At 64.7% G+C, this 16,841-nt stretch carries 10 protein-coding genes; 8 read left to right on the top strand and 2 right to left on the bottom strand.

Annotated elements, in window-relative coordinates; translation table 11 throughout:
• The first annotated feature begins 95 nt into the window (after positions 1–95).
• Positions 96–1,619 carry a winged helix-turn-helix domain-containing protein gene (locus tag AB1462_RS25635; protein ID WP_367248237.1) on the top strand — a complete coding sequence of 508 codons (1,524 nt, stop codon included), beginning with the start codon at positions 96–98 and terminating at the stop codon, positions 1,617–1,619.
• On the opposite strand, the gene AB1462_RS25630 is transcribed toward AB1462_RS25635, so the two are convergent.
• Together AB1462_RS25630 and AB1462_RS25625 are read right to left on the bottom strand one after the other, a co-directional pair.
• Complete coding sequence (locus AB1462_RS25630; RefSeq protein ID WP_367248235.1) at positions 1,566–4,328, bottom strand: winged helix-turn-helix domain-containing protein; 2,763 nt, start codon at positions 4,326–4,328, stop codon at positions 1,566–1,568. The genes AB1462_RS25635 and AB1462_RS25630 overlap by 54 nt on opposite strands.
• A 58-nt stretch (positions 4,329–4,386) precedes the next feature.
• Positions 4,387–4,785 carry a helix-turn-helix domain-containing protein gene (locus AB1462_RS25625; protein ID WP_090403294.1) on the bottom strand — a complete coding sequence of 133 codons (399 nt, stop codon included), beginning with the start codon at positions 4,783–4,785 and terminating at the stop codon, positions 4,387–4,389.
• 204 nt (positions 4,786–4,989) lie between these two features.
• Between AB1462_RS25625 and AB1462_RS25620 the strand changes: the two genes are divergently transcribed.
• The 7 genes from AB1462_RS25620 to uvrA all read left to right on the top strand — a co-directional run bounded on the left by AB1462_RS25620 (position 4,990) and on the right by uvrA (position 16,579).
• Entirely contained in the window at positions 4,990–5,898 is a 909-nt protein-coding gene (locus AB1462_RS25620; RefSeq protein WP_090403296.1) for a LysR family transcriptional regulator, read from the top strand.
• Positions 5,899–6,517: 619 nt separating this feature from the next.
• The gene (gene lexA, locus AB1462_RS25615; RefSeq protein WP_367248234.1) at positions 6,518–7,135 is read left to right on the top strand and encodes a transcriptional repressor LexA; all 618 of its coding nucleotides are present in this window, start codon (positions 6,518–6,520) and stop codon (positions 7,133–7,135) included.
• Positions 7,135–7,749 (top strand): translesion DNA synthesis-associated protein ImuA, encoded by a 615-nt coding sequence (gene imuA, locus AB1462_RS25610; protein ID WP_367248232.1) that lies wholly within the window; start codon positions 7,135–7,137, stop codon positions 7,747–7,749. The genes lexA and imuA overlap by 1 nt, the downstream gene beginning before the upstream one ends.
• A 7-nt stretch (positions 7,750–7,756) precedes the next feature.
• The gene (locus tag AB1462_RS25605; protein WP_259193133.1) at positions 7,757–9,172 is read left to right on the top strand and encodes a DNA polymerase Y family protein; all 1,416 of its coding nucleotides are present in this window, start codon (positions 7,757–7,759) and stop codon (positions 9,170–9,172) included.
• Positions 9,148–12,240 carry an error-prone DNA polymerase gene (locus AB1462_RS25600; RefSeq protein WP_367248230.1) on the top strand — a complete coding sequence of 1,031 codons (3,093 nt, stop codon included), beginning with the start codon at positions 9,148–9,150 and terminating at the stop codon, positions 12,238–12,240. The genes AB1462_RS25605 and AB1462_RS25600 overlap by 25 nt, the downstream gene beginning before the upstream one ends.
• Positions 12,241–12,350: 110 nt before the next feature.
• On the top strand, positions 12,351–14,063 hold the full coding sequence (locus AB1462_RS25595) for an ATP-binding protein (RefSeq protein ID WP_090403305.1): 1,713 nt from the start codon (positions 12,351–12,353) through the stop codon (positions 14,061–14,063).
• Positions 14,060–16,579, top strand: a complete 2,520-nt coding sequence (gene uvrA / locus AB1462_RS25590; RefSeq protein ID WP_367248229.1) for an excinuclease ABC subunit UvrA — start codon at positions 14,060–14,062, stop codon at positions 16,577–16,579. Before AB1462_RS25595 ends, uvrA begins: the two co-directional genes overlap by 4 nt.
• The last annotated feature ends 262 nt before the right edge of the window (positions 16,580–16,841 follow it).

The following is a 16,841-nucleotide window of genomic DNA, read 5'->3' as shown; positions in this document are numbered from 1 at the left end:
CGACAGGATGTCCGTCTCGCGCACCCGATTGTCCGTATCGCTCCCCGTGCCAGCATTGCCCTGTCGCGGGTAGCTGGCAAGATAGCGTCGAGCCCATGGAAAAGGATGCGCGGACGCCCAAGACCGGGTGTTCCAGCGCGATTGCAGACATGAATATCCCTCAGGCGATTGACGCGGATAGCACGGTGCGCTTCGGTGAGTATGCCTTTCACCGGCAGCAGCGGCTGGTGAGCAAGGCGGGTTGGCCGGTGCCATTGGGCGGGCGGGCGTTGGATGTCCTTGCGGTGCTGCTGGAGTCGCCAGGGCAATTCATCAGCAAGGCTACCTTGATCGAGCGGGTCTGGCCGTGCAGCGTGGTGGAAGAGAACAACCTGCGGGTGCACATCGCGGCACTGCGCCGTGCCCTCGACGGGCAACGTCTTATCCTCAATGACCCCCAGCGCGGTTACTGTTTCGCCGCACCCGTGGAAGTTGCCACCGCAACGGTGCTGCCCCGGCATAACCTCGGCACCCGGCTCAGCCCGGTGATCGGTCGCGCTGAACTGCTGGGCGTGCTGGCGCGGCGTGTGTCCGGGCAGCGCCTGATGACCCTTACCGGTTGCGCCGGCGTGGGCAAGAGCACCCTGGCCCTGGCGCTGGCCGAGCGCGTGTTGCCGCGCTACCGCGATGGTGTGTGGTGGGTCGACCTGGCCACAGTGGAGACGCCGCTGATGATGCTGCGCCACCTGGCCACGGCCCTGCACCTGGAGCCCTGCGGCAGTGTCACTGAGTTGTGCCGCCAGTTGGTCTCCCGGCAATTGCTGCTGGTACTCGACGGCGCCGACCTGCTGCTCGGTGCCTGTCGACATCTTCTGTGGGCGCTGCGCGAAAACGCGCCCGCGGTCAGCGTGCTGGTCAGCAGTCGTGAAGCGTTGCAGGCCCCAGGCGAATGGGTGCAGCGCGTGCCCTCACTGGGCGTGCCGGCACCGTCGGCGATGGGCAGTGTTGAACAGGCGATGGCGTTCCCCGCCGTGCAACTGTTCGTCGCACGGGCGTGTGCCGGTCAACAGGGTTTTGTGTTGCGGCAACAGGACCTGGCGCGGTTGCGGGACATCTGCCGGCGCCTCGACGGTATTCCCCTGGCCCTTGAACTGGCGGCCGCCCAAGTGGACGCGCTGGGCGTACGCGGTTTACAGGCGCAGTTGCACAGTGGATTACAGGTACTGACCCGCGGGCGCCGCACGGCGGTGGAGCGCCATCAATCCGTGACCGCCGCCCTGGACTGGACATACGAGCGGCTGAGCCTGCCGGAGCGCTGGCTGTTCCTGCAACTGAGCTTGTTCAAGATGGCGGTGACCTTGCCCACCCTGAGTAAGCTGGTGGCCGGTACCGAGCTGGAGCACGCCGACTTGTCGTACCTGCTCGGGCGCCTGGTCGGCACCTCGCTGCTGAGCCTCGAACCCGGTCCGGGCTATCCGCGCTATCGCCTGCTCAACAGCGTACGCAGCTATGGCCTGGCACTCCTGCGCGACCCGCAGCAGGTGGCGCGTTTGCAACGGGGCTATGGGCATTACCTGGGGGCGTTTTCAGGCCGGCCGTTTGTCCTGCAACTCGTCGAGCAGGCGGCCTACGCGGACTAGGTCCTGGGTGGCGAAGCCTTCGGTAAATCGCGCGTAGACCGAACCCAGCAGCTCGCGGGCGGCCTGCACACGACCCTGCTTTTGCCACAGCCGCGCCAAGCAATCCGCACAGCGCAGCTCCCAGGCCAGCGCGCCTTGCTGGTGTGCCAGGCCCAGGGCTTCGAGCAGCAGCGCCTCAGCCCCGTGGGCATCGGGCATGGCCTCGGCGCGCACGCGCAGGATTTCCGGGCTGCACCAGCCGGCCGCACCGCTCCGGGCGCGTGCGAACAAGGCCTCATCCACTGCGTGGGCGTTGAAGGTCACCAGGATGTCTTCGACCAGCCCCAATCCCTGCACATCGGCGATCTGCGCCGTACCTTCGTAGCACTGCGCCCAGGAGTGGAACAACTGCACCGAATGCTTTTGCGCCTGCTGTAACAGCAGGTCCAACTGGTCGCGGGCCGCGACGGTGTCGCCGTTGTAGTGAGCGATGACCACCCCAGCCAGGGCCAGGGTGTAGCAAATCGATGTGCCGTGGTTGATCTGCAACGCCAACGCCAGTGCCTGGTTTGCGGTGCGCCACGCACGTTCGGGGAAACCGCGCAGCCACAGGATGCGCGCGAGGATGGTCAACGAGGCTACGCTCTGGTCGTACTGCACGCCAAAGCCGTGGGTAAACCGGTTGAGATGGCCGCTCTGGGCCATGCGCTGGATCACCTGTTCGGCATTCTGCTGCGCCAGCGCCTGGTTGCCGGCGAAGTGCTGCGCCAGCACCCTCAGGCGTTGGGCGCTGAGGGCCAGCAACGGCTCGGCCTGCGGCCCCAACCGGTCGAAATGCAGGCTTTGCTCCAAGGCCTCGCTGTAGTCGCCGCCACACAGGTTGACCGTCATTTGCCCCGACACCGCGCGCAGTTGGCCGACCAGGTTGCTGTCGACTTCGGCCAGGCGTCGCGCACGGGCAAAGGCTTCGATGGTCTGCGGCGTACCGCCCTGGGTGTGATAGGAAAAACTGCCGAATGCCAATTGCAAGGCCATGTTCAAGTGCGGGCTTGGCGTGCTCGATTGCCCCAGCCGCGCCAGCGCCTTGCCCACGTACAGGCCGTGTTCGCGCAGCAGCGACAGCTCCTGCCACAACGGCATGGCGCTGACGGTCAGACGAATGCCCAGCAGGTGGACACCCTGGTCGCCCAGGCCCCAGTCGAGGGCGGCACGAATGTCTTCGCGCAGCGGGGCATAGCGGTCGATCCAGGTTTGGGTAGCCGTCTGCTCCCAATCGTCCTGCGCCTGGTTCATCAGGACCAGGCAGCGGTTGGCGTGGCGTTCGCGGGTGGCGTCGAGCTCATTGGCAACGCTGAGTTTTTCCAGGGCATAAGTGCGGGTGATGTCCAGCAGGCGATAGACCACCTCGTCATCCCCGGCCTCCACATTGAGCAAGGATTTCGCCACCAGTTGGGTGATCGAACCCAGTACTTCGGCCGGCGCAACCTGTTGCCCGGCGATCACCGCTGCGGCACTGGCCAGGCTGAAGCCACCCCGGAACACCGCGAGGCGACGCAGGCAGATTTGCTCGCAGCCGGTGAGCAGTTCGAAGCTCCAGTCCAGGGTGGCGCGCAGGGTTTGATGGCGGGGCAGGGCGCTGCGTCGGCCACGGGTGAGCAGGCGGAAGTTGTCTTCCATCTGCACCAGCAGGCCGGGCAGGCCGAAGCGCTCGATCTGCGCGGCCACCAGCTCGATTGCCAGGGGAATGCCGTCCAGGCGTTGGCAGATGTCGATGGCCAGGGGCAGTTCGGCTTCACTCAGTTCGAAACTGTCCTGATGGGACATGGCCCGCTCGATCAGCAGTTGCAGGGCCGGATAGCCCAGGGCCTGGGCGCGGTTGCCGGTGGCGGGCGGGCAGGCCAGGGGTTCCAGGCGTTGCACCGACTCGCCCTCGGCGCGCAAGGCCTCGCGGCTGGTGGCGAGGATGTGCAATTTGGGCGCGTGGCGCAGCAGGGTTTCGCTGATCAGCGCGATGTCGTCCAGCAGGTGCTCGCAGTTGTCGATCACCAGCAGCAATTGGTACTCCTGCAGGCGGCGCGCAAACACGGCCAACGGTTCGTGCTCAGTGTGGGTGAGGTCGAGCAGTGCGGCGAGGTTGGGCAGGATCATCGACGGCGCGCTGAGGGGCGCCAGGTCCAGCAGGCGAATCCCGTCGCGGTAATGTCCGATCAACAATTCCGCCACGCGCAACGCGACGGTGGTCTTGCCGATGCCGCCGGCGCCGGTCAGGGTGATAAAGCGTTGCTCGGGCAGGTGCTGCACCAGGCTGTCGATCAGGGCCTGGCGACCCAGCATGCGCGTGCGTCGCAGCGGCAGGTTGTGGCTCGGGCGTTGGGGCGCGCCTTCGGTGGGTAGGCTCATCGGCTCGATGCTCAGTGGTGCCACAAAACTGTAGCCGCGCTGGGCCACCGTGACGATATAGCGCTGTCCGGCCTGGCCATCGCCCATAGCCTTGCGCAGCGCTGCCATATGCACCCGCAGGTTGCCGTCTTCCACCACGCTTTTAGGCCAGACCCGGGCGATCAGTTCCTGCTTGCTCACCACATTGCCGGCCTGCTCCAGCAGGATCAGCAGGATGTCCACTGCCCGCCGTCCCAACCGCAACGGGCGACCGGCCTCCAGCACCAGGCGCTGGTGCGGGTGTATGCGGTAAGGGCCGAAATGCACGGCCTGGTCGCGTGGGTCACTCATGGGGCGCCATGCTCTGGGAAAAGTAAGCGGCCAGCATATTCCAGGTACATGCAGACCACTAGGCAGCGATCTCTTGAGGCTTGTGACGCAGTTGGTGATTTCGCCAGGTCATCGGGTTGACGCCCTCGCTGCGCGTGAACATATGGCAGAAATGCGCCTGGTCGCAAAACCCGCACTCCAGGCTGATTTGCGTGAGGCTCAAGGAGGAACCGGTGATCAGTTCCTTGGCCCGTTGGATGCGTTGCTGGCGTATCCATTCCTGGGGCGACAGCCCGGTGGTGCACTTGAATGCGCGGGAAAAATGGCTGCGCGACAGGGCGCAGGCTTGGGCCAGGTCGGCAATCGCCAGGCTTTCGCCAAGGTTGGCGAGGATCAATTGCTTGGCGATCCGCTCGCGCCGGGGGCACAGGCCGCCGGTAGCGGATAAGCGAGGAGCACAGTACGCAGGTCGGGCCATGACGAATATCCGCAGTCGATGGGAGCGTTCCCGGTGAATGGATGCAGTGTAGACCGGGTCATTTTTGGCGCCGTACCGTCTGGCTGGCGAGTTAATCGTTGTTAATTTCGCCAGGTACGGTCACGGAAAAGACAGCACAGGCATGCAATCCAGGCAGTGTTTTGCCTGCTTAGCTGGCGGCCTGCTAACCGTTTGGATACCGCCATGAACCGCAACGACCTGCGCCGCGTCGACATGAACCTGTTGGTGATTTTCGAAGCGCTGATGTTCGAGAAGAACCTGACCCGGGTCGCCGAAAAGCTCTTTATGGGCCAACCGGCGGTGAGTGCGGCATTGGGCCGGCTGCGGGATTTGTTCGACGACCCGTTGCTGCTGCGCAATGGTCGCGGCATGGAACCCACGCCACGCGCCGTGGCGATACTCAAGGAGTTGCAACCGGCCATGGACACCATTTCAGGCGCGGTCAGCCGCGCCAAGGACTTCGACCCTTCCACCAGTTGTGCGGTGTTCCGCATCGGCCTGTCCGACGACGCCGAGTTCGGCCTGTTCCCCCCCTTGCTCAGCCAACTGCGCGAAGAAGCCCCAGGCATTATCGTGGTGGTACGCCGCGCCAATTACCTGCTGATGTCCGCGCTACTGGCCAGTGGTGAGATCTCGGTAGGCGTGAGCTACACCACCGAACTGCCGGCGAATGCCAAGCGCAAGAAACTGCGGGACATTCCCTGCAAGGTACTGCGCGGTGATGACGGCCTTGAACCGCTGACCCTCGACGACTATTGCGCGCGGCCCCATGCGATGGTGTCGTTCTCGGGAGACTTGAGCGGCAACATCGACCTGGACCTGGCCCGCATCGGCCGCGCCCGGCGGGTGGTGCTGGCAGTGCCGCAGTTCAGCGGCTTGCGGGCATTGCTGGCTGGTACGCAGATTATTGCGACGGTGCCCGACTATGCGGCGTGTGCATTGACCGAGGGTACGGCATTACGGGCAGAGGATCCGCCGTTTGCGATTGATGCGGCGGAGTTGTCGATGGTGTGGAGTGGAGTGCATGACAATGATCCGGCAGAGCGGTGGTTGAGGGGCAGGATTGCGGAGCATATGGCGGGAGGCGGGTGAGCTTGGCGGCCTCTGGACCGACCGGAGTTGTTCCGGGTGTACTCGGTAGAAATGTGGAAGGGGCTTGCCCCCGATGAGCATAAGTATCTACACAACTTCTTTCAGCGGTCTGTGGCGAGGGAGGCCGCCCAGCCTGTAAACAGGCTGCGCTTTCGCGCAGAGAATGGACTCGCCCCAACACTCGGCACCTCGCCTAGGCTCGGTGTGCCCTCACTCCGGCTTTGGAGCGTGGGCCGCCGCGATGGGCCATTCCTGGCCCAGCGCGGCTAACCCGGCGTCCTGCCGGGTTACCCACGCTCCAAAGCCTGCGTTCGGCCAGCGTGTTTGACGGGGCGATTTGAGATCAAAAGCCAAAGCGCGGCGGCCTTAGAGCCGACCGGAGTTGGGTCTGGTGTACTGGGTTAAAAATGTGGGAGGGGGCTTGCCCCCGATTGCAGTGGGTCAGTACCAAATCCATCAACTGACACTCCCTCATCGGGGGCAAGTCGAATCGTCGCACCGCCCCTCCCACATTTAATCTGCATACACCAGGTATGCCGTTACCTGAATAACGGATATGTACTCAGTCAACTCAACCCCGACTACCGGCTCTTGTAAGAAATTTCCCATAAGAGTACAAATGTACTCCATGACAGCCCTGACTCCCCGCCGCACCGCCATCCTGACCTTCATCCGCGACCGTATCGCGCAACAAGGCCAACCCCCCAGCCTCGCCGAGATCGCCGAGGCGTTCGGCTTTGCCTCCCGCAGCGTCGCGCGTAAACACGTAGTGGCCCTGACCGAAGCCGGCTTCATCGAGGTCAACCCCAACCAGGCGCGCGGTATTCGTTTGCTCAACCAGCCCGTGCGTCCGGAGTGGCTGGATGTCCCGGTGCTTGGCCGAGTGGCGGCAGGCCTGCCCATCGGCGCGGATGCCGAAGTGCACAGCCGCCTGCAACTCGACCCCGCCACTTTTGCGAAAACCCCGGATTACCTGTTGCGGGTGCAAGGCGATTCGATGATCGAAGACGGCATCCTCGACGGCGATCTGGTGGGCGTACGCCGCAGTGCCGAAGCCTTGAACGGGCAGATTGTGGTGGCGCGCCTGGACGGCGAAGTCACCATCAAGCGTTTCGAACGCAGTGGCGACCGTGTGCGCCTGCTGCCGCGCAATCCAGCGTACGAACCTATCGTGGTAGGCCCCGACCAGGACCTGGCCATCGAAGGGGTGTTCTGCGGCCTGGTGAGGCAAGGTTGATGGGCGCCGTGGTTGCACTGGATACGCTGTTCAATGGCGGCCGCGTCTGGAAAGGCCGGCCTGCCGCGCCCCCGGCCAGCGTGCACCCCACGGGGCTGGCGGCGCTGGATGCGGTGCTGCCCACGGGCGGCTGGCCGGAGTCGGCCTTGAGCGAAATCCTCATGGTCAAGGAAGGCGTGGGCGAACTGCAATTGGTGCTGCCGACCCTGGCGCGCTTATCGGCGGCGGGGGAGCGCATTGTGCTGGTGGCGCCGCCTTACACCCCGTACCCCCACGCGTGGCAGAACGCCGGGGTGGATTTGCGCCAGCTGTCGGTGGTCCAGGCCGAGGAGCGCGATGCGCTGTGGGCGGTGGAGCAGTGCCTGCGTTCCGGCAGTTGCGGCGCGGTGCTGTGCTGGCCGCGCAAGGCGGATGACCGCGCCTTGCGTCGCTTGCAGGTGGCTGCGGAAACCGGGCAGACCCTGGCGTTTGCCTGGCGCGCCTTGAGTGAGGCGATCAACGCTTCGCCCGCCGCCTTGCGCCTGGCCGTCGAGGCAAAACCTGCCCAGGTGCGGGTGCTCAAATGCCGGGGCGGGTTGGCCCACCCGGCGCCGATTGCACTGGCGGGGCACTGAGGTTGCCATGCGCTGGGTGTGTATTGTTTTCCCGCAATTGGCGCTGGACGGGGTGCAGCGCCTGCACCCCGAGCCGGATCAACCGCTGGCGCTGCTGGCCGGCACGACGCAGCGGCGCGTGCTGCAAACCGTCAATGACGCCGCCCGTGCATTGGGCCTGCGCCCCGGTCAATCGCTGACGGCAGCCCATGCCCTGGCCAAGACCTTTGCCAGCGCCGAATACGACCCCGTGCAAATCGAACGCTGGCAGCAGTTCCTGGCGGCCTGGGCCTACCGCTTCAGCTCCCAGGTCAGCGTGTATTACCCGCGCGCCTTGCTGTTCGAAATCGAGTCGAGCCTGGGCCTGTTCGGGCCTTGGCCGCAGTTCGAGGCACGCTTGCGCCAGGAGCTGACCGAGCTGGGCTTTCGTCACCGTATCGTCGCCGCGCCCAACCCGGCGGCGGCGCGGGTGCTGGCCAATCTCTATGATGGCCTGGCCGTGGCCGATGAGGATGCGTTGCTCCAGGCCCTGGCGCCATTGCCCATCGACCGCGCCGGCCTCGACCCGCAGGCGGCCACCGCATTATCGCGCATGGGCCTGCGTACCCTGGCCCAGGTGCAGGCGTTGCCCCGGCACACCCTGGCGCGGCGTTTTGACGCCAGTCTGCTCAAGCACCTGGACGCATTGACCGGGCAACGGCCATTGGCCTTGGCCTTCTATCAGCCGCCGGACCAGTTCGATGTGCGCATCGAGCTGAATTTCGATGTGCAATCCCACCAGGCCTTGTTATTCCCCCTGCGCCGTTTGACCGGCGATCTCTCGGCCTTCCTCTGCGGCCGCGACAGTGGCGTGCAACGCTTTGACCTGCACCTGGAACACGCCCAGGCGCCGGACAGCGTGATCACGGTCGGCCTGCTGAGTGCCGAGCGTGAAGCGGCGATGCTGTTCGAACTGGCCCGTGGGCGCCTGGAGCACGTACAGGTCACTTCACCGGTGCGCGGCTTTCGCCTGGTGGCCCAGGACCTGCCGGTGTTCGTGCCGCAACGCCAGGACCTGTTCGACGATCGCCCGCAACAGACCCTGCCGTGGGAACAACTGCGCGAACGCCTGCGTGCCCGCCTGGGCGATGAGGCGGTGCAAGGCCTGCGTTTTCATGCCGACCATCGCCCCGAATGTGCCTGGCAAATGGCGGCGGATAAAAGCCCGTGCGCCCCCTTGGATAAGGTCCAGCGTCCCGGTTGGTTGCTTGACGAACCGACCTTGCTGGCCGAGCAGGGCGTGCAGATCCTCATGGGGCCGGAGCGCATCGAATCCGGTTGGTGGGACGGCGCCGACATTCGCCGTGACTACTACCTGATCCGGACCCGCGCCGGCCAGCAAGGCTGGGCCTATCGCAGTGTGGGGCAACGCGATGGGCTGTGGCTGCAAGGCTGGTTCGCATGAGTTACGCCGAGCTGCATTGCCTGTCCAACTTCAGCTTCCAGCGCGGGGCCTCCAGTGCGCTGGAGTTGTTCGAACGGGCCAAGGGCCAGGGCTACAGCGCCCTGGCAATCACCGATGAATGCACCTTGTCCGGCATCGTGCGGGCCTGGCAGGCGGCGAAGGCGGTGGGCTTGCCGCTGATTATCGGCAGCGAAGTGCGCATCGAGAATGGCCCGAAACTGGTGCTGCTGGTGCAGGACCTCAGCGGCTACCAGTCCCTGTGCCGCCTGATTACCCTGGCCCGCCGCCGCGCTGAAAAGGGCCGTTATCGCCTGCTGCAAGAAGACTTCGACCGACCCCTCAACGGCCTCTTGGCACTATGGGTCGCCGAAGACAGCGACACCCAGGCCTCCCTCCAATGGTTGCGCCGTGCCTTCGCCGATCGCCTGTGGCTGGCGGTGCACCTGCACTGCGGACAGGACGATGCGCGACATCTGGAGCAACGGCTGCAACTGGCCGCCAGCCTGCATATCCCGGCGGTGGCCTGCGGCGATGTGCATATGCATGCGCGCGGCCGCCGTGCCCTGCAAGACACCATGACCGCGATCCGTCATCACGTGCCGGTGGCCGAAGCCGGCACGCGCCTGCACCCCAATGGCGAGCGTCACCTGCGCAGCCTCGAGGCGCTGGGCGCGCTGTACCCGCAAGCCTTGCTCGACGAGACCGTTAACATCGCGCGCCGTTGCACCTTCGACCTTGGCCAGTTGCGCTACCACTACCCGCGCGAGCTGGTGCCCGAGGGCCATGACGCCAAATCCTGGCTACGCGCCGTCACCGAAGAAGGCATCGCCCGGCGCTGGCCGCAAGGGGTCGACGCCAAGACCTTGCAGCAGATCAACAACGAGCTGGAACTGATCAGCGAGCTGGGCTACGAAAGCTACTTTCTCACCGTGCACGACATCGTGCGCTTCGCTCGCAGCCGTTCGATCCTGTGCCAGGGACGCGGCTCGGCGGCCAACTCGGCGGTATGTTTTGCCTTGGGGATCACCGAGATCAACCCGAGCCTGATGAACATGCTGTTCGAGCGTTTCCTGTCGCGCGAGCGCAACGAGCCGCCGGACATCGACGTCGACTTCGAACACGAACGCCGCGAAGAAGTGCTGCAGTACGTGTTCCAGCGCTATGGTCGTACGCGCGCGGCGCTGACGGCGGTGGTCAGCAGTTACCACGCGACCGGTGCGGTGCGCGATGTGGCCAAGGCCCTGGGCTTGCCGCCGGACCAGATCAACGCATTGGCCGACTGCTGCGGGCGCTGGAGTGACGATGCGCCGCCCCTGGAGCGCCTGCGTGAGGGCGGCTTCGACCCCGACAGCCCGATCCTGCGCCGTGTGCTGACACTTACCCAGCAGTTGATCGGTTTTCCCCGGCACCTGTCCCAGCACCCCGGTGGCTTCGTGATTTCCGAGTACCCGTTGGACACCCTGGTGCCGGTGGAAAACGCCGCCATGGCCGAGCGCACCATCATCCAGTGGGACAAGGACGACCTCGATGCCGTGGGCCTGCTCAAGGTGGATATTCTCGCCCTGGGCATGCTCAGCGCGATCCGCCGCTGTTTCGATCTGCTGCGTCGCCATCGTCATCTGGACTTTTCCCTGGCGACGATCCCCAAGGAAGACCCGGCCACCTACGCGATGATCAGCAAGGCCGACACCATTGGCGTGTTCCAGATCGAGTCGCGGGCGCAGATGTCGATGTTGCCCAGGTTGCGGCCGCAAAAATTCTACGACCTGGTGATCGAGGTGGCTATCGTGCGCCCCGGACCGATCCAGGGCGGCATGGTGCATCCGTACTTGCGCCGACGTAACAAGGAAGAACCCACCACCTATCCGTCGCCGGAATTGGAAACCGTGTTGGAGCGCACCCTGGGCATCCCGTTGTTCCAGGAGCAAGTGATGCAGATCGCCATGGTCGCCGCCGACTACAGCCCCGGCGAGGCCGACCAGTTGCGCCGTTCCATGGCCGCCTGGAAACGTCACGGCGGCCTGGAGCCGCATCAGCAGCGCCTGCGCACCGGCATGCTCAAGAATGGCTACACCGAGGCCTTTGCCGCGCAGATCTTTGAGCAGATCAAGGGCTTTGGCAGCTACGGTTTCCCCGAGTCCCACGCCGCCAGTTTTGCCTTGCTGACCTACGCCAGTTGCTGGCTCAAATGCCATGAACCGGCCGCCTTCGCCTGTGCGCTGATCAACAGCTGGCCCATGGGCTTCTACAGCCCGGACCAGATCCTGCAGGATGCGCGGCGCCATCGCTTGCAGATCCGCCCGGTGGATGTGCAGGCCAGCGACTGGGATTGCAGCCTGGAACCCATCGACGGCCAGCAACCGGCGATTCGCATGGGCTTGCGCATGATCTCGGGCTTTCGCGAAGAGGATGGGCGGCGTATCGAAGCCGCACGCCAGCGCCGGGCGTTCAGCGACATTGCCGACCTGGACCAGCGCGCCGACCTGGATGCGCGTGCCCAGGCGTTGCTGGCGGATGCCGGGGCCTTGCGTGCCCTGGCCGGCAACCGGCATACGGCGCGCTGGGCCGTGGCTGGGGTGCATAAGCAGCTTGGATTGTTCGCGGGCCTGCCCAGCCCCGATGAAGCGGTGGTGGAGCTGCCAACACCGACGGTGGGCGAGGACCTGCATGCCGATTACGCCATGCTCGGCACCACCCTTGGCCCGCATCCGTTGGCGCTGCTGCGTGCCGAGCTGCGTAAACGGCGCTGCCGCAGTTCGAACGAACTGCAGGCGGTGGAGCATGGGCGCACTGTCAGCGTCGCCGGGCTGGTGACCGGTCGCCAGCGCCCCGGCACGGCCAGCGGCGTGACCTTTGTCACCCTCGAAGATGAATTCGGCAACCTCAACGTGGTGGTCTGGCGCGACCTGGCCGAACGTCAGCGCCAGGCGCTGGTGGGGTCGCGGTTGCTCAAAGTGGACGGGCGCTGGGAGGCGGTTGGCGAGGTGCGACACCTGATCGCCGGGCGCCTGACCGACCTGACGCCGCTGCTGGAAGGCATCACGGTGCGCAGCCGGGATTTTCACTGAGGCCGATAGCGTTTGGCGTGATTAACCCCTAATTTATGCAAAATGAAACCATCTCCCCTTGATGCGCTCAAAAAAATTGCGACCGCCCTTTCTCTGCGCAGAGCCGAACGATGCAATTCTTATCCGACCCCCACGGCTGTGAAGGTTGGGCCGGCGAAATGGCCCAGCGAATTCGCGCATTTGACTGGTCAACCACCGACCTGGGACCGCTTGATCGCTGGTCCACCAGCCTCGCCTGTACCGTACAGATGATGCTGGCGTCCCCCGTGCCCATGGTGATGCTCTGGGGGCCGGCGGGGTACATGATCTACAACGACAGCTATTCGGTATTTGCCGGTGGCCGTCATCCTTATTTGCTCGGCACGCCGGTGGAACTCGGCTGGCCGGAAGTCGCCGACTTCAACCGCCATGTGGTGGACACCTGCCTGGCCGGCGGCACCTTGTCCTATCACAACAAAGACCTGGTGCTGCTGCGCAACGGCCAGCCGGAAACGGTGTGGCTGGATCTTTACTACAGTCCCGTCGCCGGGGATAACCAGCAACCGGCCGGGGTGCTGGCGATTGTGGTGGAAACCACCGCCCATGTGCATTCCGAACGCTTGCGCCAGGAACTGACCCATAACCTGGAGCAACGCGTGGCCGCCGAAGTCCAGGCGCGTTCCGCTGCTGAAGACCAACTGCGCCAGTCGCAAAAGCTCGAGGCCATCGGTGGCCTGACCGGTGGCGTGGCCCACGACTTCAATAACCTGCTGCAAGTGATCGCCGGCAACCTGCATTTGCTGGCCCGCCATGAACCGGAGAATGCCCAGGTACAGCGGCGTGTCACTGCGGCTATCGCGGCGGTGGAGCGCGGCGCCAAACTGTCATCGCAGTTGTTGGCGTTTGCCCGCCGCCAACCGCTGTCACCCGCCGTGTATAACCCGCAGCGCATCTATGCCGGGCTGGGCGAACTGCTGCAACGCGCACTCGGTGAAACCATTCATATCGATGTGCAGTTGCCGCAGGATTCCTGGTGCATCAACGTCGATCGCAACCAATTGGAAAACGCGCTGCTCAACCTGGCGATCAATGCCCGCGATGCGATGAAAGGCGAGGGCGTGATTCGCATCACCGGTGAAAACATCATCCTCAACCCCAAGGATTGCATCGGCAAAAGCATCAAGCCCGGTGAGTACGTGCGCCTGGCCGTCACGGACATTGGCGTGGGCATGCCGGCGGCGATCCTGGCTCGGGTGTTCGAGCCGTTTTTCACCACCAAGCGCAATGGCCACGGCACCGGTCTTGGCTTGAGCATGGTGTTTGGCTTCGTTCGGCAAAGCGGTGGGCACGTGGACGTGTGGAGCGAGGAGGGCAAGGGCACCGTGGTGCAAATGTACTTCCCGCGCAGCCTGGACGAAGAAGTCCAGGAGACTCACCCTGAACCCGTGCTGCACGACGTGGGCCAGGAGACCATCCTGGTGGTCGAGGACAACGAGGATGTGCGGGTGACCGTGGTGGATCTGCTGGAGCAGGCGGGCTACACGGTGCTGACGGCCGAGGACGGCGACCGCGCGATGCAAGCCTTGCAGGGCGGGGTGCGGCCCGACCTGATCTTCACCGACGTGGTGATGCCCGGCCGCATCAAAAGCACCGACCTGGCCGAGTGGGCCCGCGCCCAGTCGCCGCCGGTGGCGGTGCTGTTCACCTCGGGGCACACGCGGGACATTCTCTCCAGCAATCATCTGCTCAGCGCTGACATTCACCTGCTGAGCAAACCCTACAGCCCAGAGGCCCTGACGCAACGGCTGCGCAGCGTGCTCACCGTCAGACAAGGTTGTTCATGACTTCACAGCGCTCCATCTCCCCGATTACCGCCCAGCACCTTGGATTTGTACGCGTGCGCGGCGCCCGCGAACACAACTTGCAGAACGTCGACGTGGATATTCCAAGGGATGCCCTGGTGGTGTTTACCGGCGTCTCGGGCTCGGGCAAGTCGTCCCTGGCGTTTTCCACGGTGTATGCCGAAGCCCAGCGCCGCTATTTCGAATCGGTGGCGCCCTACGCGCGGCGCCTGATCGATCAGGTCGGCGTGCCCGATGTTGACAGTATCGAAGGACTGCCGCCCGCCGTCGCTTTGCAACAGCAGCGTGGTACGCCAAGTGCGCGTTCCTCGGTGGGCAGTGTCACCACCCTGTCGAGCCTGATCCGCATGTTGTATTCGCGCGCCGGCAGCTACCCGGCGGGGCAGGCGATGCTGTATGCCGAGGACTTTTCGCCGAACCTGCCCCAGGGTGCTTGCCCGCAGTGCCATGGCCTGGGCCGCGTGTATGAAGTGACCGAGGCGCTGATGGTGCCCGATCCGTCCCTGACCATCCGCCAGCGCGCGGTGGCGTCCTGGCCCTTGGCCTGGCAGGGCCAGAACCTGCGCGACATCCTCGTGACCCTGGGCTATGACGTGGATGTTCCGTGGCGCGACTTGCCGAAAAAGCAACGCGACTGGATCCTGTTCACCGAAGAAACTCCAACCGTGCCGGTGTATGCCGGTTTCACCCCCGAGCAGACCCGCGAAGCGCTGAAACGCAAACTGGAGCCGAGCTACCAAGGCACCTTCAGCGGCGCCCGGCGCTATATCCTGCACACCTTCACCCACACGCAAAGCGCGCTGATGAAAAAGCGTGTCTCGCAGTTCATGCAGGGCAGCGCCTGCCCGTTGTGCGAGGGCAAGCGGCTGACCAAGGCGGCGCTGTCGGTGAAGTTTGCCGGGGTGGACATTGGTGAGTTGTCGCAACTGTCATTGACGCAACTGGCCGCGTTGTTGCGGCCGGTGGCGGCGGGGCAGGACAAGATGAAGCTGTCGGTGGAAAAACGCCTCGCGGCCCAGCGCATCGCCGAGGACCTGCTGGAGCGGGTCAGTACCCTGATCGAATTGGGGTTGGGCTATCTGTCCCTGGAGCGCAGCACGCCGACCCTGTCGTCCGGAGAATTGCAGCGCCTGCGGTTGGCCACGCAATTGGGCTCGCAGTTGTTCGGGGTGATCTATGTGCTGGATGAACCCTCGGCAGGCCTGCACCCGGCGGATGGCGAAGCCTTGTTCACCGCGCTCGAACGCCTGAAAGCGGCGGGCAATTCGTTGTTTGTGGTCGAACATGACCTGGAAACCATGCGCCGCGCCGACTGGCTGATCGATGTGGGCCCGGCCGCTGGCGAACACGGTGGGCAAGTGCTGTACAGCGGGCCGCCTGCCGGTCTCGCGGACGTCGAGGCGTCGCAGACCCGGGCCTATCTGTTTGCCGACAAGCGCCCTGTGCACCAGACGCGGCGTGAACCCACCGGCTGGCTGAGCCTGGAAGGGGTTACGCGCAATAACCTCAAGGACCTGAGTGTGGATTTCCCATTGGGCTGCTTTACGGCGGTCACCGGTATTTCCGGCTCGGGCAAGTCCAGCCTGGTCAGCCAGGCGCTGCTGGAACTGGTCGGCAGCGGTCTCGGCAGCCGGGTGGACAGCGACGAAGAACCGAGCCTGGAAGATGACGCCCCGCAAACCAGCGGCGGACGCATCGGTGCCGGCTTGGAGCACATCCGCCGCCTGGTGCAGGTGGACCAGAAACCCATCGGCCGCACCCCACGTTCCAACCTGGCGACCTACACCGGTTTGTTCGACAACGTACGCAAGTTGTTCGCCGCCACGCCGGCGGCGAAGAAGCGCGATTACGACGCCGGGCAGTTCTCCTTCAACGTCGCCAAGGGTCGTTGTCCGAACTGCGAAGGTGAGGGCTTTGTCAGCGTCGAATTGCTGTTCATGCCCAGCGTCTACGCGCCGTGCCCGACCTGCCACGGCGCGCGCTACAACCCCGAAACCCTGGCCGTCAAATGGCAAGGCTTGAGCATCGCCCAGGTGCTGGGGCTGACGGTGGAGCAGGCGGTGGAGGTGTTTGCCGAACAACCTGGGGTACTGCGTTCGCTGCAAGTACTGCGGGATATCGGCCTGGGTTATCTGCGCCTTGGGCAGCCGGCGACGGAACTGTCCGGCGGCGAAGCACAGCGGATCAAACTGGCCACCGAGCTGCAACGCAACGCCCGAGGCGCGACGTTATATGTGTTGGACGAACCCACCACCGGGTTGCACCCACGGGATGTCGACCGCTTGCTCAGCCAGCTCAATCACCTGGTGGACGCGGGGCATACGGTGGTCGTGGTGGAACATGAAATGCGCGTGGTGGCCCAGAGTGACTGGGTGATCGACATCGGACCGGGGGCCGGGGATCTGGGCGGCAAGGTGGTTGCCAGTGGGACGCCGCAGAAGGTGGCCAAAAGCAAGACCAGCCGCACCGCGCCATTCCTTGCTCGAGAGCTCATCTAATAAGCGACGTGGTCCAAATGTGGGAGGGGTGGTGCGACGATTCGACTTGCCCCCGATGAGCATAAGTATCTACACAACTTCAATAGGATAACGCGTAGCAGCTGTCGAGCCTTGGCGAGGCTGCGTTGGGCATACCGCCGATATCACTGACCATCCACGTTCTCGCGGCGATTCATCGTGATGCTGGGTGTTTATGAGGGCCTCACGCAGCCTCGCCAGGGCTCGACAGCTGCTACGCGCCATCTCACGCTCCCGTAGCAGC

It is taken from the genome of Pseudomonas sp. SB113 (genome assembly GCF_040754745.1).
Lineage (GTDB): Bacteria > Pseudomonadota > Gammaproteobacteria > Pseudomonadales > Pseudomonadaceae > Aquipseudomonas > Aquipseudomonas grimontii.
This window is presented reverse-complemented; position numbering and strand designations above follow the sequence as displayed.